The 18937-nt window shown below is 42.6% G+C and carries 16 protein-coding genes; 10 read left to right on the top strand and 6 right to left on the bottom strand.

Annotated features, from left to right (window positions below; translation table 11 throughout):
* Positions 1-61: 61 nt before the first annotated feature.
* A complete protein-coding gene (locus BM156_RS15300) occupies positions 62-604 on the bottom strand; it encodes a carbonic anhydrase (RefSeq protein ID WP_093920767.1) in 543 nt (180 codons plus the stop codon).
* A 130-nt stretch (positions 605-734) separates the two neighbouring features.
* Here BM156_RS15300 and BM156_RS15295 point away from each other — a divergent pair, with 130 nt between their 5' ends.
* The gene (locus tag BM156_RS15295; RefSeq protein ID WP_093920867.1) at positions 735-1079 is read left to right on the top strand and encodes a translation initiation factor; all 345 of its coding nucleotides are present in this window, start codon (positions 735-737) and stop codon (positions 1077-1079) included.
* Between the two features lie 85 nt (positions 1080-1164).
* On the opposite strand, the gene BM156_RS15290 is transcribed toward BM156_RS15295, so the two are convergent.
* Complete coding sequence (locus tag BM156_RS15290; protein WP_093920766.1) at positions 1165-1593, bottom strand: hypothetical protein; 429 nt, start codon at positions 1591-1593, stop codon at positions 1165-1167.
* 206 nt (positions 1594-1799) lie between these two features.
* Complete coding sequence (locus tag BM156_RS15285; protein WP_093920765.1) at positions 1800-3356, bottom strand: GH3 family acyl-acid amido synthetase; 1557 nt, start codon at positions 3354-3356, stop codon at positions 1800-1802.
* A 290-nt stretch (positions 3357-3646) separates the two neighbouring features.
* On the opposite strand from BM156_RS15285, the gene BM156_RS15280 reads away from it, so the two are divergent.
* The 3 genes from BM156_RS15280 (at position 3647) to BM156_RS20615 (ending at position 4381) form a co-directional block, all read left to right on the top strand.
* On the top strand, positions 3647-3853 hold the full coding sequence (locus tag BM156_RS15280) for a transglycosylase (RefSeq protein ID WP_093920764.1): 207 nt from the start codon (positions 3647-3649) through the stop codon (positions 3851-3853).
* Between the two features lie 191 nt (positions 3854-4044).
* On the top strand, positions 4045-4233 hold the full coding sequence (locus tag BM156_RS15275) for a CsbD family protein (RefSeq protein WP_093920763.1): 189 nt from the start codon (positions 4045-4047) through the stop codon (positions 4231-4233).
* Position 4234: 1 nt separating this feature from the next.
* Complete coding sequence (locus tag BM156_RS20615) at positions 4235-4381, top strand: lmo0937 family membrane protein (RefSeq protein ID WP_133464595.1); 147 nt, start codon at positions 4235-4237, stop codon at positions 4379-4381.
* Between the two features lie 60 nt (positions 4382-4441).
* Here BM156_RS20615 and BM156_RS15270 read toward each other — a convergent pair whose 3' ends face one another.
* Together BM156_RS15270 and BM156_RS15265 are read right to left on the bottom strand one after the other, a co-directional pair.
* Entirely contained in the window at positions 4442-5380 is a 939-nt protein-coding gene (locus tag BM156_RS15270; RefSeq protein ID WP_170846977.1) for a YihY/virulence factor BrkB family protein, read from the bottom strand.
* Position 5381: 1 nt separating this feature from the next.
* Positions 5382-6482 carry an AI-2E family transporter gene (locus BM156_RS15265; protein WP_093920761.1) on the bottom strand — a complete coding sequence of 367 codons (1101 nt, stop codon included), beginning with the start codon at positions 6480-6482 and terminating at the stop codon, positions 5382-5384.
* 341 nt (positions 6483-6823) lie between these two features.
* Between BM156_RS15265 and BM156_RS15260 the strand changes: the two genes are divergently transcribed.
* Together BM156_RS15260 and BM156_RS15255 are read left to right on the top strand one after the other, a co-directional pair.
* Positions 6824-8659, top strand: a complete 1836-nt coding sequence (locus tag BM156_RS15260) for a BamA/OMP85 family outer membrane protein (protein WP_093920760.1) — start codon at positions 6824-6826, stop codon at positions 8657-8659.
* Positions 8660-8667: 8 nt separating this feature from the next.
* On the top strand, positions 8668-12567 hold the full coding sequence (locus tag BM156_RS15255; protein ID WP_093920759.1) for a translocation/assembly module TamB: 3900 nt from the start codon (positions 8668-8670) through the stop codon (positions 12565-12567).
* 460 nt (positions 12568-13027) lie between these two features.
* Here BM156_RS15255 and BM156_RS15250 read toward each other — a convergent pair whose 3' ends face one another.
* Positions 13028-14173 carry a transposase gene (locus BM156_RS15250; protein WP_093920758.1) on the bottom strand — a complete coding sequence of 382 codons (1146 nt, stop codon included), beginning with the start codon at positions 14171-14173 and terminating at the stop codon, positions 13028-13030.
* A gap of 372 nt (positions 14174-14545) precedes the next feature.
* Between BM156_RS15250 and BM156_RS15245 the strand changes: the two genes are divergently transcribed.
* The 4 genes from BM156_RS15245 (at position 14546) to BM156_RS15230 (ending at position 18912) form a co-directional block, all read left to right on the top strand.
* Complete coding sequence (locus tag BM156_RS15245) at positions 14546-15583, top strand: hypothetical protein (protein ID WP_093920757.1); 1038 nt, start codon at positions 14546-14548, stop codon at positions 15581-15583.
* A gap of 44 nt (positions 15584-15627) precedes the next feature.
* The gene (locus tag BM156_RS15240; protein WP_139218306.1) at positions 15628-16212 is read left to right on the top strand and encodes a hypothetical protein; all 585 of its coding nucleotides are present in this window, start codon (positions 15628-15630) and stop codon (positions 16210-16212) included.
* Between the two features lie 113 nt (positions 16213-16325).
* On the top strand, positions 16326-17420 hold the full coding sequence (locus BM156_RS15235; RefSeq protein WP_093920755.1) for a TlpA family protein disulfide reductase: 1095 nt from the start codon (positions 16326-16328) through the stop codon (positions 17418-17420).
* A gap of 118 nt (positions 17421-17538) precedes the next feature.
* Complete coding sequence (locus BM156_RS15230; protein WP_093920754.1) at positions 17539-18912, top strand: amidase; 1374 nt, start codon at positions 17539-17541, stop codon at positions 18910-18912.
* Positions 18913-18937 lie beyond the last annotated feature (25 nt).

Raw genomic sequence — 18937 nt, 5'->3', positions numbered from 1 at the left:
AATTTTTATTCAAGTTTTAGATTCATTGGAGAACCCCTGGAGTACGCCTATGCTCTGGGGGTTATTCAACTACAATTTGAGAAAGCTTACTGCTTTCGGTGTCAAAAAATAAGGGAGCAATAGTTACCTTGGGGTAGCGACGGCGCAATCGTTTTGCTTCGGCAACTAAGAAATCAACGGCATTGCCAATTTCAAAAAATGGCGACAGGTTTTCAAAATGCATTTGAGCGGTGTCTTCTTTCCATCCTGCATTCTTTATCATTCCCTGAATAAATTTCTCTTTCCGGTTATCAAGCTGCACCATTTCGCAATGGGTGTGTCCAATCAGGGCAATGTGCTGAACTCCACCAACGCCAATAGCATAAGACACCTGAAATTCGTGGTAAAACAAGTTGGCTCCTCCTGAGCGAATAACAAAGGCAAAGTTATCCGGAATCCATAGGTTTTTCCGATTATCCATGCACATTCCAATCAGTAGTTTCGGCGATTGGTAATGGGTAAAACGTCGGTTCAGATTTTGATACTCCAACAGTAAGCCAATCGGAGTTTGACGGTAGTCTGGGAGAATATCCTCCTGGCTATTTACTTCTATCAGGTGTGTCATGTTTTGGGTCTAATTCATTAACTACAGCAACCAATCCATCCTTAAAAGGTTCATATAAAAATGCATTAAGCTGTTGCTGAATCGGAAGCTTCAACTATTCTTTTTATTTTTGCATCAAAGCAAAAGAGCTATGGCAAACGATTGGAAAGAACGATTGGGTGTTGTTTTCTCAACCAACCCCGATTTTGAATACGAAAATGAGCAAGAAGAAACGCAGGAAACTTTACCTCCACAACAACAGAAGTTGCGGGTGAGCCTGGATAAGCGCAATCGAAAGGGGAAAGCTGTAACCTTGATTACGGGCTTTGTCGGAACTGAAGACGATTTAAAATCCCTTGGCAAAATGCTGAAAACTAAATGTGGAGTAGGTGGCTCGGCCAAAGAGGGGGAGATTCTTATTCAGGGCGATTTTCGGGAGCAGGTAATGAAACTTTTGCAGCAGGAAGGCTATAAGCCCAAACGCTCGGGCGGTTGATGGTAGTCTCTAAAATAAAAACAGGCAACATTCTTAATGTTGCCTGCCAGAACTAACTAAACCAAAATGAACATTGAACCTATCACTAGTCCAAATCTTTTAATGATTTCTTTAAATCCTTAAATTCGTCTTTAATTTCCTGACCTGCATCTTCAACTTCATCGCCAGCTTGGTCGGTCCAGGCTTTCAGTTTTTCATGAAGCGTTTGGCTTTTCCCTTGAATTTTGTTTAAAGCTTGTTGAAGCTCTCCATTGGCATCTTCGCCTGTTTCTTCAAGCTGCTCACCCAATTCTTCCATTGATTCATCAAAGGCTTCCAGTTCTTGCTTCAGCTTTTTCTTGAAATCCGGATCATCCTGATCCAATTCACTTAGATTTTGCTCCAGCTGGTTAAGTTTTTGCTCGGCCTTTTCAACAATCGAAGAATCATTGTTGGTCTTGGGTTGGCAAGCGTAAAAAATACTTCCCAAAATGAAGGTCATTATCGTTAAGGTAAAGGTCATCTTTCGTTTCATACCAATAACTATTTTTTAGGGGTTTACTTGTTTGTGTAAAAGGTATATTGGAAAATGATGCCAAAAACACCCAAAATGTAAAAAATACACCTTAACTGCCTGTTTATGAGTGGGTGTTGTGTGAGTTTAGCCTGTTGTGTCTGGCTAAGCTTTGTAGATATTCTTTCGCATACTGTAGAATAAATCCGCAACAAGGCAAGGACCAGCTAGCGGTGCTCTACATTGACGGATGAATGGGTATTGAGCCATTCCCTAACGAAGGTTTCCCATTTCTGAAATCTATTTTCATTCATGACTTTCTCCATTTTTACTTGACCGCCTTTCTTCTTGTTTTGGGCATTCCAATCGTGGAAGCAAGCACTGGGAATCAGGCGAACTTCAAGGCCTTTCAGTGCTTTCGACCGGGCAACACGATAGTTTTTATTCGCTTCCTTCAATAGATGATCTAAAGTTTCCTCTAGTTTTTTTGCCGGCAAGCGGGAGTCGGTTCCCAAATACCAACAGTGATGATATTCTCCTTGACGCTGGATCGCTGCCACCGTAAACTCAGAGATGGTCATGTCAAATTGCTTTTCGATTTCAAGCATGGCTTCATTCATTTTTTGAACTGAAAGTTGTGAGCCAACGACATTGAGGAAAAACTTAGTTCGTCCCGTGATCTTAATTTCTGCCCGATCCACATTGGTGAACCGAATGGTGTCTCCAATGACGTATCGCCAAAGTCCGGCAACAGTGCTAATGAGCAGAACATAGTCTTGTTCTTCCTGTACTTCAGTTAAACTAAGAACCGGTGCATCAGGAACTAATGAGCCGTCCTCCTGAATGTTCTCTGGTTCGAAGGGAACAAATTCGAAATAGATACCGTTGTCAACCAGAAGTTTCATGGCGCGGGTGTCTGGCCGTTCCTGAAAAGCCAGAAAACCTTCGGAAGCAAAATAGGTGTCAATAATTGTGATGGGATGTGCAAAAAGTCGATTGAAATTTTTCTCAAAAGGTTCAAAGGCAACGCCTCCGGTGGTGTACACCTGCAGGTTGGGCCATATCTCATGAATGGTTTTGGCGTGATGGTAGTCCATTACTTTTTTCATCATCAGCTCTAGCCAGCTCGGAATTCCGCTGATGGCACCAATGTCCCATTCTTTAGCCCTTTTGGCAATCTCCAGCACCCGTTCATCCCAATCATTAATTTTCGAAATTTCTTCTCCCGGGCGATAAAAGCCTTTAAACCAAGCGGGGATGTTGCTGGCACTGATTCCACTAATTTCTCCTTCTAAATAACCATTCCGCTGGTTCAGTTTTGTGGAGCTTCCAAGCATGAGTATTTCTTTTTCGAAGAAGGAGGGAGGCAAGTTAAAGTTTGCAGTTGCTCCTACCTGCTTAATCCCGGCCATACGAATGGCGTTGAGCATTTCGTCGGTAACGGGTATCCGCTTGCTTTTTTTGCCTGTTGTGCCAGAGCTTAAAGCGAAGTAGGCTGGCTTACCCGGCCAGCTCACATTCTCTTCTCCTTGATGAAGTCGATACCACCAGTTAGCCTCCATCTGGTGATAATCAAAGAAAGGCACCCGCGATGCAAATGCTTTGGAAAGGTCTTGGCCTAAGAGAATATCCTGAAACTGGAAGAATTTTCCAAATTGGGTGTCTTTTGCTTTTACCAGCAGCTCATGCAAAACTCGCTGCTGTTTCTCATGAAACTCTTTGGTAGAGCTAAGCGAATGCCCCAACTCAATTGCCTTCTTAATAATTGCTCCAATAAGTGCCATGCTGTTGTGGTTTTACCTGTTTTTAGCGAGGTGGGTTGCAATTTCGAGGCCAAAGCTTATAAAAGATTGATTAACAGCTACCCCTTTTTTTAGGATTGAGGAGTCTTCGCCTCAGTTTGTGGAACGAATAACCACATGTTTTGGATGATTCAGGAACAGGTCGCGATCCTTTAATTTACTCTTTGTTGGTTGATTATAAAGGGATTTTAAACGGAGTTGGGGTTTGTACGAATTGGTAGATGGCATGATTTTCTCATTATATCTGGCATAATCTTAAAAAATTTAAAATTATGAAAATAGTAGGCATTGTTTTGTTAGTTCTAGGAATCATTGGTCTCGCAATATTTGGAATTCAAGCTTTGAATGATTCTGAAAGTTTTAATGTTTTAGGTGTGGATGTTGCCGTTAGTAAAGCCAACTGGAATCCCGTGATTGTGAGTGCTGTCGTGTTGGTTGTCGGTATTGTTTTAGCCATGGCTAAGCCTAAGCGGACCTAAACACCCTAATAGCTCTTAAAAAAAATTCATGAATATTTTGTAATTGATTGATATTTAATACTTTGATGTTTTGCTATGTGCTTTGATAAGTGTTGTAAGTTAAGAGATTATAAATGTCTGATAGTCTGTCTGATGTCTGAAAATCTAACGATCTATTAATAAAAACAATAATCACAATAAAATAGGAAATTATGGATAAACTGGAAATAAAAGGAAATTGGAATATTTTGAAAGGAAAATTTAAACAGCGCTATGCTGAATTAACCGATGACGACCTTCGTTATATTGAAGGAAAAGAAGACGAACTATTAGGTCGTCTTCAGGAGAAAACTGGAAAGGCAAGAGCTGAATTAATTGAAGAAATTAAACAATTAAGCTAGTATGAGATCATTATTGTATTTGATTGCAGTCATCTTGGTGATCGGTTGGATCTTTGGATTTTTTGTCTATTCACTTGGGCATTTAATTCACTTGCTTTTAGGTTTGGCCATCATTTCAATCCTGATTTCAATTATCAGGGGAAGATAGCTTGAATAGCTTATGATCTTTATCGTTTAGAAGAAGCGAATTGCTGGTCAGTTCGTTTTTTTATGCCTTATTTTGAACAGAACCAATCGGCGTAATTTCGAAGGGAGTGGCATAATTAACCGGCGTGTTGCGGTGTTTGTAGAACCGGCTATACTGGTGAGTCAACTCAACGCCAAAATAGAAAATAAGAGAGGCAAAGTAAATCCAGACTAAAATGATGATGAAAGAGCTGGCTGCTCCGTAAACAGCTCCAAGATTACTACTTCCGATAAGTAAGCCAATAATGAACTTACCGCCAACAAAGAAAATAGCCGTCAGACTTCCTCCAAACCAGCTGGCACTCCACTTTACCCGAACATCGGGCAAATAGCGGTAGATCAGTGTGAAAACTCCGGCAATAATGGCAAGGGATAAAACAATATTGGCAATTTGTGCCAAAACAATCCAGTTCGGATTCAGGTAAGTTGCTAAAAAATCTTTTAAAAAAGCAATGGAGGCATCGACAATTAACGATATAAGAAGAACAAAGCCTAAGCTAAGGATGACTCCAAACGATAGCAGGCGATCTTTTATGAGTTTTAAAATACTCAGTTTTAAATTGGATTTGACACGGATACGCCAGATGTAGTTAATAGAGTTTTGCAACATGGTGAATAAGGTCGTTGCCGAAACGAGAAAGAAAACAACGCCAATGATGGCGCCCAAACCACTGTGTTCGGTAATTTGGTAATTGTCGATTGCATTTTTAAGCAAACGTGTACTTTCATTTCCAATGAGTACTTCGAGTTCTGCAAATAGTTTGGTTCTCATCGCAAGGTCTCCGGCAAAAAAGCCAAAGACGGAAACAATAATGACCAAAATGGGAGCGATAGAAAAAATGGCAAAGTAAGCAGTTGTTCCAGCAAGATTCACTGGGTTATTGGCTCCGAAGTGGCTGAATGATTTTCGAAGGATGGTCCAGGCGTTTTTTGTTTTGCGTTTGAAAGAATGCGTATTCATACTATCGACGTTTTGTAAGCTTGTTCCAAATTCGTTTAAAGGAAATTTCATAAGGGGCAACACCCCGGTCGCTAATTAGGTAAGCCCAAGGTTCTAATGCTTCAACGTTGCGCATCACAATCTTGGCAATGGCGAGGCACGGCACGGCAATAAGCATCCCTGCAATTCCCCAAATTAGATTGGCAACTAGCAAGCTGATGATAATGGCCAGTGGGTTAATGCGAATGTTGCTCCCGACAATGTTGGGGGTTATTAGGTTGTTTTCCAGAAACTGAACGATGGCAAAAAGAATAAATACTTTGAGCATCATCTGAAACGGATCGGACGTACTGAAAAGCACGTAAAGAATGGGGATTAGTCCACCCAGGAAAGTTCCAATGTATGGAATGAGGTTGAGTAGTGCTGCCAACACGCCAAAAACCAAAGCATGGGGCACACCGATAAGCAGCAGCCCTGTTGAGTTGAGGATGGCCAGAATAAGCACTACAATCAACAAACCGCCCATGTAACGGGTGGTCACTTGTGAGACTTCTCGCAAAATATGCAAGGTCTGTCGTTTGTTCTCGCGTCCGGTCAGTTTAAAGATGAAGTAAGCTGTTTTGGTTCGATAAAACAACAGAAAAAATGTGTACACCGGCAATAATCCTAATTGAAAAATGGTTGTTGTGGTTGCCGTAAATAAACTACCAATAGCCGACTGCCATGAATTGAAAATACTCTCCGAAGCTTTGCTGAGGTAACGGTCCATTGTGCTGGTATCAACTCCCAGTCGGGTTTCCATTACTCGCTGAACGACATCGGCTTTTTGGTCAACCTGTTGTTTCAGCTCGGTCAGGTCAATGTGGGCATTCGAAACCTCAAGACTTAAAAACAAGGCAGCACCCCCTAATACCAAAAGGGCAAGAAGGATAACTAGTAAAATGGCCAAAATGCGATGAACGCCACGCCGCTCGATGGCCCAAGACAAGGGATAAAGCAGATAGGCAAAGAAAACACTGACTGCTAACGGGATGAGAATATCTTTGGCTAGAATCAACACGGCAATCAATAACGATGCGATAAAAAGACTTAGAGCGGTTGTGGTTAACGTTTGTCTGTTCACGAGCTTTCGTTTTTTTGGCGTAACTTGTTTTTAATCTCTTTCAATGATAAAAACGAACTGAAAGAATTGTGCCATTTCCAAACAAGTGCTTAATCTGGTTGTTTGGTAGCAGTAATAATTGTTTCACGCATTTAAAAATCCCCGTATTTTGGGGAATGGTGTGGAAAATTATCCCCGAAAATAAAGTGGGAAAGTTGGCGTTTAATTCGTTTGGCGACTGGTATGATATTGGTATTTCCTAAAAATTGAAGGCAAGTCCTGTTTGATGGAAAAAGAATCAGCCGAGAACCTTTTTGGAGCTGAAAAGAATTCAGTTAATTTGATCAACGAAATGAATTTCTATGATAAAGATACTTCGGATTTTGGGATTGATAGGGTGGTTGAGTGTTGTGCTTAACCTGAATTTGTTGGCGCAGGAGAATTTCGAAGTGCGAAGTGTGGTTTTTCATGGAAATAAAACGCTGGAAGAAGATGTGCTGCTTGATCAGCTGGCGCTCAAAGAAGTATCCTCCCTGGAAAAGCTGATTACGAAGAAGCAACCCTTCTTGTTTAATCAGCGTCTGGTTGATTTAGACTTGCAGCGCTTAGTGGCTATTTACCAAACCGAAGGTTTTTTGAAGGCAAAAGCCAGCTTGGCTCCTTTGCAGATTGATGACGAAAAGCAAATTGTCAAACTTCGGATTCAGGTTGATGAAGGAGAACCGGTTTTGGTCAATAAGGTCGATATCCTCGAAACTGAAGAATTAAAGGAGATTGACCTGGATTCGTTGCGCAGGAAGGTGGCTCGTGAACTGGAATTAAAGTCAGGAGCTCGTTTTCGCGACGAAGCAATCAAGCAGGATGTGCTGGTAATTGCCAATGCCTTTCGCAATTTAGGTTATGCTTATGTTGAGGTGGACTATGACTTGGAACTGAGTTCGGATACTTTACAAACAGACATTAATTACCAAGTGAAAACGGGGCCTGTTTGCTATTTTGGCGAGACTTCCATTTTGGGAAACAAACATGTGGAAACTGATTTCCTGCAGAAGCAGTTGGTGTATGAAAATGGCAAGCTTTATAACCAATCGTTATTGAATGACACCCGCGAGAATCTTTATCAACTGCAACTCTTCCGAATTGTTTCGGTCTTGCCCATAAAGGAGCGGGACAGCCTGAGGAGCCCAATTCCGGTGACGCTGTATGTTGAAGAAGCACCCCGTTTGAGTTCTCGCGTTGGCTTTGGTTATGGAACGGAAGATAAGTTTCGAACGTTCCTCGATTTAAATTACCGGGGATTTCTGGGGGGAGCCCGACGCATTAACTTGTACTTAAAGCATTCGGCTTTGGTTCCGTACCACGCTAGCTTGAAGTGGATTCAGCCCCAGTTTTTCAGCCCTAAAAGTACAATCACCCTTAATCCGTTTATCATTCGGAACTCGGAGCCTGGTTATGAAACGCGGACGTATGGAATTAATGTTCCGGTGACTTATCGTTTCAATAGTTGGCTGAGCAGCACCTTAACCTACTATCTTGAAAATGTAGAACAGCAAATTGAGGCAGGTGACAGTGAGCTTGTTGATGTGGAGAGCGACAAATTTCCTTACGACAAATCGGGGATTTTGCTGAGCACCGTATTTGATAATTCAAGCCCTAAGTTTACACCTCGGGAGGGCTTTAACCTTTCGCTCGGCTTGAAAGTAAACGGACACTTGTTTGGCAGCGATTTTAACTATACCCGCTTTTGGGGAGATATTCGTCATTACCAGAAATTAGGAGATGGGGTGTTGGCGACCCGGCTGATGGCTGGGGGAATTAGCTCGGCAGATTCCAATGGTTTTATCCCCGTTGAGGACCGTTTCTATTCGGGAGGAAGTAATTCCATTCGCGGGTGGAACCGATCGGAGTTGGGGCCCAAGCGTGAGAGTGGAACACCTTTGGGGGGAAAGAGTATTTTAGAAGCAAACCTGGAGATACGTTATCCGCTGTTTTGGCGGGTGAGTGGAGTGGCTTTCATGGATGGGGGGAATGTGTGGGAAGCTGCTTACGATTACCAATTGAACGACCTGGCTTATGCCGCCGGTGGTGGTTTGCGTATCGACACGCCCATTGGCCCTATCAGGTTCGATTTGGGGTTCCCTGTTTGGAACGAGAAGAAGAGTCCCCAATTTTTTATTAGTGTAGGACAAGCGTTTTAGCAAAATAAATGACAAAGGATCAGGTGAGAAAAGGAGTAAAATATGGCTTATGGGCTTTAGCAGGTGTGCTGGGGCTGATTCTGTTTGTGGTATTACTGGCAGGCTTGTTGCTGCAAACGCCAATGGTTAAGAAAAAATTGGCGCGTGTGGCTGGAGAGCAGGTTTCGGCTATGTTGAATGGCGAGTTTTCGGTTGGTCAAGTGGATGGAAACTTTTTCACTCACCTGCAATTACAGGATCTGACGCTAACCAATGAAGGGGATACGGTCGCCCGGCTTGATCAACTTGATTTGGCGTATAACCTTTGGGCCTTGCTCGATCAACGGCTGGAAGTACAGTGGGTTCATCTGGAAAAACCATACGTGTTCTTGGAGCAGCAGGCTGATTCATCTTGGAATGTTCAACATTTGATGTTACCGACCGAAGAGCCAGATGAAGAGCCAGAAACAACGCAGGAGGCAAGTCCGTGGATGATTGTGCTGGATAAACTGGAGTTGGAGGAAGGACAGGTTCGGACACAGGCTCTGGACAGCATCATCCCCCGTGAAATTAACGGGCTTAACCTGGCTGCAACCCTGAGCTTATCATCAGCTCAGCAAGTTATAAGGCTGGAAAACTTCTTTTTTCAAACCATGAATCCAACGATGGAGCTAAAGGAGTTGGCTTTTGATTTAAAGCGGGACTCAACCAATATCCGGTTAGCAGATTTTCGTTTGAAAACGGCCCGAAACCAGTTGGATGCCCAGGCTGATTACCAGGAGCAACCACAAACTAAAGGAACGGCAAAACTGGAAACCGCCCCATTGCGTATTCAGGAGTTTGCCTTTTTCATCCCGGGATTTAGCTTGCCGGCAAATCCTGTGTTTAAGTTGGAGGCGTCGATGGATGGCCCGGCATTGATTGCAGACCTAAGTCTTGCCGAAGAGAAGCAACAGATTCGACTAAACTTGCAAGCCCCTAATTTTGGGGATTTTATTTTTGGTGACCAAAAGGTTGAGCTTCAGTATGTATTGAATGGTGAACTTGAAAATATTGATCTAGCCCACTGGATGGGAGATTCCACCTTGGACTATCGGATTAATGGGCAATTGAAGGTTAACGGAAAAGGTCTGGATCCGAAAAAAGCAGTAATCAACATGCAGGGAACTTTTCAGGATTTGCTGGTTCAAAGTCGCCCGGTTGATCGCTTGGGAATTGATGCTTCGTTGAAAGCAGGTGATGTGACAGCTGAAGTGGAGGGCGGGGGCGACTTTGGAGCGTTGCACCTTTGGGCTGATGCCAAGCAGGTGCTAGCTGATCCCACTTACCAGTTAAAGCTGGAAACCTCGAAATTAAATCTGGCTCCATTACTGGGCAATGATACACTGCAAACGGATTTGAATTTGACTGCTCAAGTTGAAGGGAAAGGAATTGAACTGAACAAAGCTGCTGTTCAGGCAGTAATCAGCATGGGGCCCTCAAGCCTGATGGAGCTCAAACTGGATACCTTGTTGGCTCGGGTTAACTATGCTGATGAAAATTTGCAGATTGATTCTTTGGAGCTGAAATCGCAGGCTGTGCAGCTGCAGGCTGTTGGGAACTACAGTTTACGCTCGTTGTCTGATCTGCGTTTGAAAGGGACTTTTGCAAACTTGAATGAATTTGCCCAATGGATTCCGCTGGATAGCCTGCAAACGAGTGGTGAGCTGCAGGCTCATTTGCAGGGCACTATGGACTCGCTGGCGCTTGATGCAGACTTGATGCTGAATGAGACGCGCTATCAGACAATCAGCTTGCAGCAAATGGACATGCAGGCGCAAGCTTTGCTGAGCAAGGCTGATACCTCTTTTCAGGCTGATTTGTTGGTGCAGGAGGTGCTGGTCGGAGAACTCAAGCTAGATTCAATTAGTATGGCAGTCGATGGAGCATTGGACTCCATAGGTGTGCGTGGATGGCTCGGAAATGAAACCCTCCAAACGGAATTGAAAGCCGGGGTGGAGTTGGGCGATATCTTACGAATTCGCCTGGACGATTGGATGATCGCTTATTACGAACAGCAAATGACTTTGCAGGAAGGACCGGCTACTTTGGAGATCGATTCGGTTAGCTATCGGCTTGATCAGTTAAAAATGGCATCGGGAACTGCTGATACCAGCCAGTACCTGCTGGCATCGGGAGTGATTCGCTTAAATGGAGAAGAAGATTTCAAGCTGAAGATCGATCGGGTAGCCATTGCCCCTTGGATGGCATTGACCGGGCAAGAGCTTGACGTAGCTGGAATGTTTCAGGCTGATTTGGCTGTGTCGGGAACGGCTGATGCTCCGGTGCTCGATGGTAATTTTGAAGTGCAGGGAGCCGCGTTGAATGACTATCCCTTGCGCGAGTTGAAAGGGAAAATGCGTTATGCTGCGTCCCGTTTTGAAGTGGATAGCCGCATTGTTCCACAAGATAGCGGACGCATTGAGGCAACGGGTTTTGTGCCTTTGCAGTTGCGTTTGGATAGTATGGCCGTTCAGTTTAATCCGAAGGATTCGGTCGATTTTCAATTGCTTGTGGAGCAATTCCCATTGGCGATTTTGCAGTCCTTTCGCGTAACGGAAGATATTCGGGGCGAGTTAAACGGAGCTGTCACAGTAAACGGAACGGTGGAGTCGCCCAATCCGAAAGGAGATTTACGATTGAGCAATGGGGCGATAAAAATGCCGGAGTATGGCGTGGACTACAGCGAGCTGTTATTCAAGCTCAACTTCCTCCGAAACCAGATGGTGTTGGATACCCTGCTGGTTCGTTCTGAAGATGGCACCCTGACCGGTACGGGAACCATCGATTTTAATTCTGATTTTTATAAGGGCGATATCAGCGATTCAAATATTGAGTTGTTGTTTAATCGTTTCAACCCGGTTAACCATAAGCAGTTTAATTTTGAAGTTTCGGGCGATGCCCGCTTGGGAGGCGTCAAGGATGAAGTTCGCTTTAGCAGTGATCTGACGATTCCGCAAGGCGAAATTTACCTGCCGGCCATTTTCAATATGATGGGGCGGATGACTACACCGGAAATGCCTCGCCCAATTCTGATGCGCGAACTGGAAGCGATGAGCCGGGATCGGGATACTTTGGGAATAAGCACCGAGGAACTGGCTCCGGTGGATACCTTCAGCTTCGACTATTTTGACAAGCTAACGGGGAAAGCTCGTATCAAAATTCCGAAGAATACCTGGATCAAAAATGAAGATATGCACATCGAGATTTCGGGTGACCTGGAGTTTGTCAAAAATAAGGAGTTCTTTGAGCTTTTTGGGGTTGTGGAGATTGTGCGGGGGCAGTATGACTTGCTGGGTAAAACCTTTATGATCGATGAAGGTTCCATCCGTTTTGAAGGAGGTGAAGAACTGACTCCGAACTTGGATATAACTGCCAAGTACCCCTTCCGGAATGCCCAACGCGTGCAGCAGGAGCTAAGCGTTCGGATTAGTGGTACGCCCGACGATCCGGCAGTGGCCTTTAGCCTGGATGGCAGCAGTGTTAGCGAAGGCGATGCGCTGTCGTATATTTTGTTCGGCAAAAGCATGAACGAGCTCACCATGGATCAACAGGAGAATGTGGCTGGTGCAGGCGATATTGCCGGGCAGGCTGCGGCCTCCATTCTTTCGTCGCAGTTAACCAACTTTTTGGGGAACAAGCTCGATGTGGACTACATTGAAGTGAAGAGTGACGGTAGCTTTGATAACGCCACGGTGGTGGTGGGGAAATACATTACCAACGATTTATTTGTGAGTTATGAACAACGCTTTGGCGAAACCGACGAAAAAGACATGGCCAAGTATGAAGTCAAGCTGGAATATGAGCTGTTCCGATTCCTGTTTTTCCAACTCAACAACTCTTCGCGCGACAGTGGTTTCGATGTAATCTTTAAGTTTGACGCCAAGTAAGCTGCCAGGCTGATTCCGAACCTGTACATGCCAACGGTAGTCTTTTCTCCTCCTTTTTTCAAGGAGGAGTCCCTTGCTCCCGCACGATTGTACCTAAAATCCGCAGGTATAATTTTAGCATGAGGATTTTGAGTATACTGCCTTGATTTATTAATAATCATAGTGTGACTTTAATCAATTTTTGAGCAAAACTGTGCTTGAAAAATCACATTAGAGCATCACCTCAAAATTGACAGCATAGGATTCCACTTAAGCATGGCTTATCAATCAGAATTATTTAAAATTTGCCCTGTTCATTTATTATTGTTTTAAGTTTTAAATGCGACTGAACCGTACAGTCTTAGTTTTCTTGTTCTACCCGAACGCACCCATTTAGCAGGTATGCATATGAAGCGGAAGATGAACTTCTTGATTCTGAAATTAGGAGATAAAATACTTGTCAGTCTTGAAAATCTTCCAATCATGTGCACATATATATTTTACACATTGCCATAATTATCAGGAATACTGTATTCTGCTCCAGTTTTGAAAATGGCATTTTATTCCAGCCAAAATCGTTTTTTAATAAATCAAACTCTCTTTCACTTGCTCCCCTGGCATTATAGAAAAACACAACTTCATCATTGGTTAATTCAAAGTCATTGGTCATTATTATGCTATAGTTGTATGCTTCTCCTGTAAACAAGTTCAGTTGTCTGTCTGGTCGGGCCTGTTTGGTTACCACGATCCGATATTCTTTAAGAGTAGATTGTTTGCTCTTATTACCTCTTGCTTTGCGTTCAAATGGAGTAAAGCAAGTAGAGCCCCTTAGTACTATATCATCGGCAAGGCTTACTTCTTCCCAGTTCTTAATTTTAGAGATTGCTTTTTCAATGCCAGTTGTCATTCTGGCTCTGACAAAGATTCGCTTCGCTGCTTTTTCCATCGATTTGATGATGTCATATGTGAATGAAGCTGAATCCGCTCTTATAGCATCAATATTAATCCCGGCTTCATTTAACAAGGCCGTCATGCGATCAATGGTTTCATGTTGCAAAATATGTGCATTGCTTTTTCCATTTCTGTTTTCAACGTAAACAATATGATGGCCTATTAAGCCAACACCAGGATTATATCCATTTTCCTTTTTATAAGTCCGCTCTGAATCTGCTTTCTCTGTGAAAATTATGGTGTTGTCATAATCCAGAACTACATTGTCTTTTCCAAATCCGGGCAATCGTAAAAGTAACTTTAGGTTTACTCGGTTTAACTGTTCAGCTACTGAGAAATGATGTTCTTTTCGTCCTCTTTGAGTTGAGAAATATTTGGCAGGTACAGATAATGACTTTAGACGGTTTAGAACTCTATCTGGACTGGGGATCTTTATGAATGGATTATTCTCAAGACCATCTTTCAAGTTAATTGACAAATCTTCGGCACAATCACCTCCACATAGGAAAACTGACCAATATGACATTATAATATCAAACCAGCTATATGTTGTTTGTTTAGGTAATCGTGGCATATTTTCTTCGAATAACTTATTGACCTTTAACTTCAGTACTTCTTCAATAACAAAGTTTAATCCTCCAAATGGCGAAACCGCCGGGCTATTTAGTATCTTCATGTCGGTATTTTGTTAGCAACACCAATTTAGGTGAAAATACCTTGGCTGTAAAGCTCTATTCATTAAAGTTTTACAGCCTTCTGTTAATGATACCCGCGGATTCTAGGTTGTATCGTGTGGTTTAACACTCTCGCGGCAGTAAACCTTTTATACTCAAACGGTCAGAACCTGCCTTGAAACATAATAAATTGAGTTAACTCAGGCATGTATTTTGTAAAGTTTTGTAAATTGATCGGCGAAAGCAAAACAGACCTAACTAAAACAAGAGGCCCTGAAATAAGCTTAAACTCAAATTTGTTAAACTTATTGAGTTCGACTAACATTAGCTCATAAGCTTAGCTCAGGTTGCTGTACATTAAAAAAGCTTGGAAAATGAAACAAACAGTTCTTATTACATTCCTAATTCTTATTGGTTTTACATTATGTCGTGCAGAAAGTAATGACGTTTTAATTAAAGGTAAAGTCTTAGGAGACTTGCCGGCCGAGATTTTATACACGGCTCCAATAAGAGGGATCTGCGATTGGGGAATAACAAACGCTACTCATACCGATTCTTTAGGCAATTTTAATATTCACTTTCAAACTGAGAACCCCTCCTTTGTGATTGTTCTTGTTAAAGGTTCAATGGCTTTTGAGACAAGCCCAACGATTGTTGCAGAACCTGGTGAGACTTATGAATTGACGATTGATCTTATTACCAAAGAAAAACCTTTTGCCATAAAATGTAGCAATAATACAATACATCAATTTTACAATAATTTACTTCAAGCTAATCCTAGGACTTGTTTGTATAATTTCAGTAGAGAGACTTCTGATATGTCTGGAATTAAGAGCGATCTATTAAGTTTGAAACGAGACGAACTTTCAAAACTCAATAATTTCTTAAGAGAAGGAACGATTAGTAAGGAGGTTTTTAACTTGATAAAATCAGATAGGGAAGTTTACTATGGAACTGCATTGAGTACAATTGCTTCAATGAATACAGGAGAGTTTATGAGACAAAATAGTGCTGTCCCAGACTCAATAAGCAAGTTTTGGGAGGAAGCTGTAGCATTAGTCCCTATGAGCAGTAAGAATATTCTAGGGACAAAGAATTTATATGATTTCTTAGATTTATATTATTGGAAAAGAACATATGACTCAATTCCCTATTCCGATTTTTCGAAACTCCGTTCGGAATACCGTGAAAAAGGATTGGAACATACTTATAAACTGGAATTAGCCAGTCAATTCTTTAATGATGAAGTTTTGGAATACTATATGGCCAGATATGTTATAGCCAAATCAAGACGAAAAGGAGAAAATGAGTTTGTTACAATCATCGACAAGTTCAATGAAACGTATGCAGATAGCCCCTTTTCAAAATACTTAGAACCCATAAAAAAAGTAATTAGTCAAAAAGATCATTAGAAATGGGGCCGCAAAATACATAGCTACTAATTAGAAACAAAACCATGATAAATCAAAAGTCCATGAAATCTTACGTGATTATTTTACTTGCCTTATTTTTAGTGGCTTGTAGTGATGATCCTTTAGACAAGGAGTTTGAGCAATACACCGGACGGTATACGATTGTATCGTACAAATCGGATATAGCAGTTGATTTGAACAACGATAAATCAAGCTCAAACGAACTTACGGATGAAATTACTTCCTTCAGCTTCGTTGATTTAGAAGTTAGGCCGCTCGAGAATTCGACAAATTCTGCTCAATTGCTTTCATTTTTCTTTCCAAAAACATGGTTAAGCTCAGATGCCGAAGCCGGTGGCTCTGAAGGTTGGGCGAACCATATTAGTTATGGGTTTTGGACGACTTACCATTACGAAAACAATTCATTTGTATTAAAAGACAAAAGTTATCTGGAGCAAGGTTCTAATGGTAGGGAGGATGTCAGTAGAACGGTAACAATCAATAGTGACTTGGAGGTTGTTGATCCGGATCATTTAAAACTATTGATTTCTAAAGAATACTACGACTTTAAGACAGGCTCCTGGATCATGTTGGACATTGAAATTGTTTATGAAAGGATGGTTTTTTAAGCCCAGATACGACAAGATGGTATCTTGTGGTTGAATGATGTTATTGCTATAAACGGATACCAAGCGATGCGGCAGCGCGGGGTCGAATACACAAAAAAGCTAACTCGATTAAAATGAAAAATATTTTGCTTTTGCTAGTTTGTATTTCTTTTACTCTTGTTTCTAAGGCTCAGAAAACAACAATATCGGGAGAGATTCAAGGGATTGAGCAAGCAAGTATTAACCTATTGGTTTTACCTCTAAAGTTGGGCGAAAAACCAATTTTTAAAAAGGTGGACTGTATGGATGGACGGTTTGAGTGCTCCATTGATTTTGAGTCGAACATGTGGCATTTAGTTCGAATGAACAGCAATCAGTTTACGGCTGCTTTTGGAGAAGAAAAGTCAAGTGATAAAAAGCTAGAGAATCGGGAATTACTTTTCTTTATCCGTCCAGGTGACAAAATAGCTATCAAAGCGAAACTTGGCGAATATGGAATAAATTATCAGGTTTATGGGAATGAAATTAGTGAACAGAGAAATCAGGTGGCACAACGTTTATTCGCATTGAAAGAGGAATACAATAAGTTGATACTTCGACAAGATACAGGATTAAGGCTAAGGCATCAGCAAGAACAAATAGAACAGGTAATGTTAGAAATAATTGTTGAACATCCAAACTGGATTTGTTCTGCTGAGATGTTGGCTGGTTTTCCAGAGGATGCAATCGCTAAACATTTCAAAGCGTTTACACCAGAAGTTCAGCATTCTTTTTTCGGTACTCATCTTTCAACGATTTTAAACGAAGCTGAAACTGGGACAATCGCTCCTGATTTTACCTTGTTTGATGAAAAAGGGAAGCGTGTTTCATTGACCGACTTTAGAGGAAAATATGTTATTCTGGAATTTTGGGGATCGTGGTGTGGGTATTGTCTGAAAGGGATTCCTAAAATGAAAGCTTACTATTCGAGGTATCAAGATCAGGTGACTTTTATTGGTATTGCCTGCAGGGATAATAAGGTTGCTTGGAAGAAGGTAGTTGCTGATAATGACCTTTATTGGGTGAACTTATTCGCGCAAGATGAAACCATTACTGAAAAATATGGAGTGATGGGGTACCCGACCAAAGTTATTATTGATGAAGCTGGAACAATTGTATGGAAAACGACAGGTGAGTCCGATGAATTTTATGATAAAATAGATAGACTATTTGAGAACGTGGTTCGTTAGTAATTATAGTCGAAGTACTCCGGTATCAAAAACTTTCTGGTAAATTAAGTTTTTTTGGGTTTGCTAGCCTGAAGAAGTCGCCGGAGCTAAGTACAACACACCCCAAAATAAGATTAACATGAACGAAATAACATCACTATCCGTAAGGGCGATCGCCCAAAAAATAAAGACAAGAGAATTGACTTCAACAGCCGTTGTTGAGGCTTTTTTAAAACGCATAGCGGCCGTGAATCCGAAATTGAATGCTGTCGTGCAATTGGCAGGCGATCAGGCCCGACAGGAAGCTCAGCGGGCTGACGAAGAGTTGGCTGCCGGAAAATGTAGGGGGCCTTTACACGGGGTCCCAATGACCATTAAAGATTCGTTTGACTCGGCTGGTTTGGTGTCGGCAGGCGGTACCTTGGGGCGGGCGAATACTATTCCTAAAAAGGATGCAACGGTTGTTGCCCGCTTGAAGGAACACGGAGCTATTTTGCTGGGCAAAACCAATACATCAGAATTTACGCTTTCTTACGAAACGGCCAACCTGGTTTATGGTGCAAGCAACAACCCCTATGACCTGACCCGCATTCCGGGAGGAAGCAGTGGTGGTGCAGCAGCCATCGTTGCGGCAGGCGGTTCGCCTTTCGATATTGGAACGGACTATGGTGGTAGCCTGAGATACCCGGCTCACTGTTGTGGTTTGGCAACCCTGAAACCAACCTCGGGGCGCGTGCCACGCACCGGGCATATTTTGCCTTTTGGAGGTGTGCTGGATGCTTGCCAGCATGTCGGGCCGTTGACTCGGTCGGTGGAGGATTTGAGCTTGCTGTTTCCGCTGCTTGCCGGCCCCGATGGCATTGATCCGAGCATTGTTCCTGCGCCGATTGGCGATCCGGAGCAAGTGGTCATCCAGGCTCTAAAGGTGGCTTATCATGTGGATAATGGCATCGTTGCTCCATCCGATGAAACTGCTGATGCCGTGCGTGGTGCAGCCAATCTGTTGGCTGATCGGGGACTGCTTGTTGAAGAAGAGCGTCCTGCTGGGGTGGAACGTACTTACGAAATTATGATGGGCTTGCTGGCTGCTGACGGTGGTGCTTCAATCCGCCGTTTGTTGCGTGACTCCGGAACAACGGAGCATTCAATCCCGTGGCTAAAGTTTGCTAGTCCTACTGACTTCGATTCTTTTGATGCCTTGATGATGGACTGGGCTAAATTTCGTAGTTCCATGATGGCAATCTTTGCAAATTTTGATGTTATCTTGTGTCCGGTTAATGCGTTGCCGGCGGTTCATCATGGAGTTCTGCGCGATGACTTGCGGGCCTTTAGTTATTCCATGAGTTATAACCTGACGGGTTTTCCGGTGGTGGTGATTCGCGGAGGAACTTCGCCGGAAGGCTTACCCATCGGCATCCAGATTATTGCAAAGCCTTGGCATGAAGAGGTGGCGCTGGCCGTTGCTGCATACCTGGAGAACGCATTGGGACCCTTTGATGGACCAGTGCTTTAGATCAGCCTATTTTTGACCAAAAAAC

Source organism: Sunxiuqinia elliptica, assembly GCF_900113005.1.
GTDB lineage: Bacteria > Bacteroidota > Bacteroidia > Bacteroidales > Prolixibacteraceae > Sunxiuqinia > Sunxiuqinia elliptica.
The sequence above is the reverse complement of the archived record's forward strand: the minus strand, read 5'-3'. Positions and strand labels throughout refer to the sequence as shown.

What these genes read in the sequence shown, in the direction of transcription:
- BM156_RS15300 (WP_093920767.1), bottom strand. Translation starts at nt 604, where the DNA reads ATGACACACCTGATAGAAGTAAATAGCCAGGAGGATATTCTCCCAGAC.
- BM156_RS15295 (WP_093920867.1), top strand. Translation starts at nt 735, where the DNA reads ATGGCAAACGATTGGAAAGAACGATTGGGTGTTGTTTTCTCAACCAAC.
- BM156_RS15290 (WP_093920766.1), bottom strand. Translation starts at nt 1,593, where the DNA reads ATGAAACGAAAGATGACCTTTACCTTAACGATAATGACCTTCATTTTG.
- BM156_RS15285 (WP_093920765.1), bottom strand. Translation starts at nt 3,356, where the DNA reads ATGGCACTTATTGGAGCAATTATTAAGAAGGCAATTGAGTTGGGGCAT.
- BM156_RS15280 (WP_093920764.1), top strand. Translation starts at nt 3,647, where the DNA reads ATGAAAATAGTAGGCATTGTTTTGTTAGTTCTAGGAATCATTGGTCTC.
- BM156_RS15275 (WP_093920763.1), top strand. Translation starts at nt 4,045, where the DNA reads ATGGATAAACTGGAAATAAAAGGAAATTGGAATATTTTGAAAGGAAAA.
- BM156_RS20615 (WP_133464595.1), top strand. Translation starts at nt 4,235, where the DNA reads ATGAGATCATTATTGTATTTGATTGCAGTCATCTTGGTGATCGGTTGG.
- BM156_RS15270 (WP_170846977.1), bottom strand. Translation starts at nt 5,380, where the DNA reads ATGAATACGCATTCTTTCAAACGCAAAACAAAAAACGCCTGGACCATC.
- BM156_RS15260 (WP_093920760.1), top strand. Translation starts at nt 6,824, where the DNA reads ATGATAAAGATACTTCGGATTTTGGGATTGATAGGGTGGTTGAGTGTT.
- BM156_RS15255 (WP_093920759.1), top strand. Translation starts at nt 8,668, where the DNA reads ATGACAAAGGATCAGGTGAGAAAAGGAGTAAAATATGGCTTATGGGCT.
- BM156_RS15250 (WP_093920758.1), bottom strand. Translation starts at nt 14,173, where the DNA reads ATGAAGATACTAAATAGCCCGGCGGTTTCGCCATTTGGAGGATTAAAC.
- BM156_RS15245 (WP_093920757.1), top strand. Translation starts at nt 14,546, where the DNA reads ATGAAACAAACAGTTCTTATTACATTCCTAATTCTTATTGGTTTTACA.
- BM156_RS15240 (WP_139218306.1), top strand. Translation starts at nt 15,628, where the DNA reads ATGATAAATCAAAAGTCCATGAAATCTTACGTGATTATTTTACTTGCC.
- BM156_RS15235 (WP_093920755.1), top strand. Translation starts at nt 16,326, where the DNA reads ATGAAAAATATTTTGCTTTTGCTAGTTTGTATTTCTTTTACTCTTGTT.
- BM156_RS15230 (WP_093920754.1), top strand. Translation starts at nt 17,539, where the DNA reads ATGAACGAAATAACATCACTATCCGTAAGGGCGATCGCCCAAAAAATA.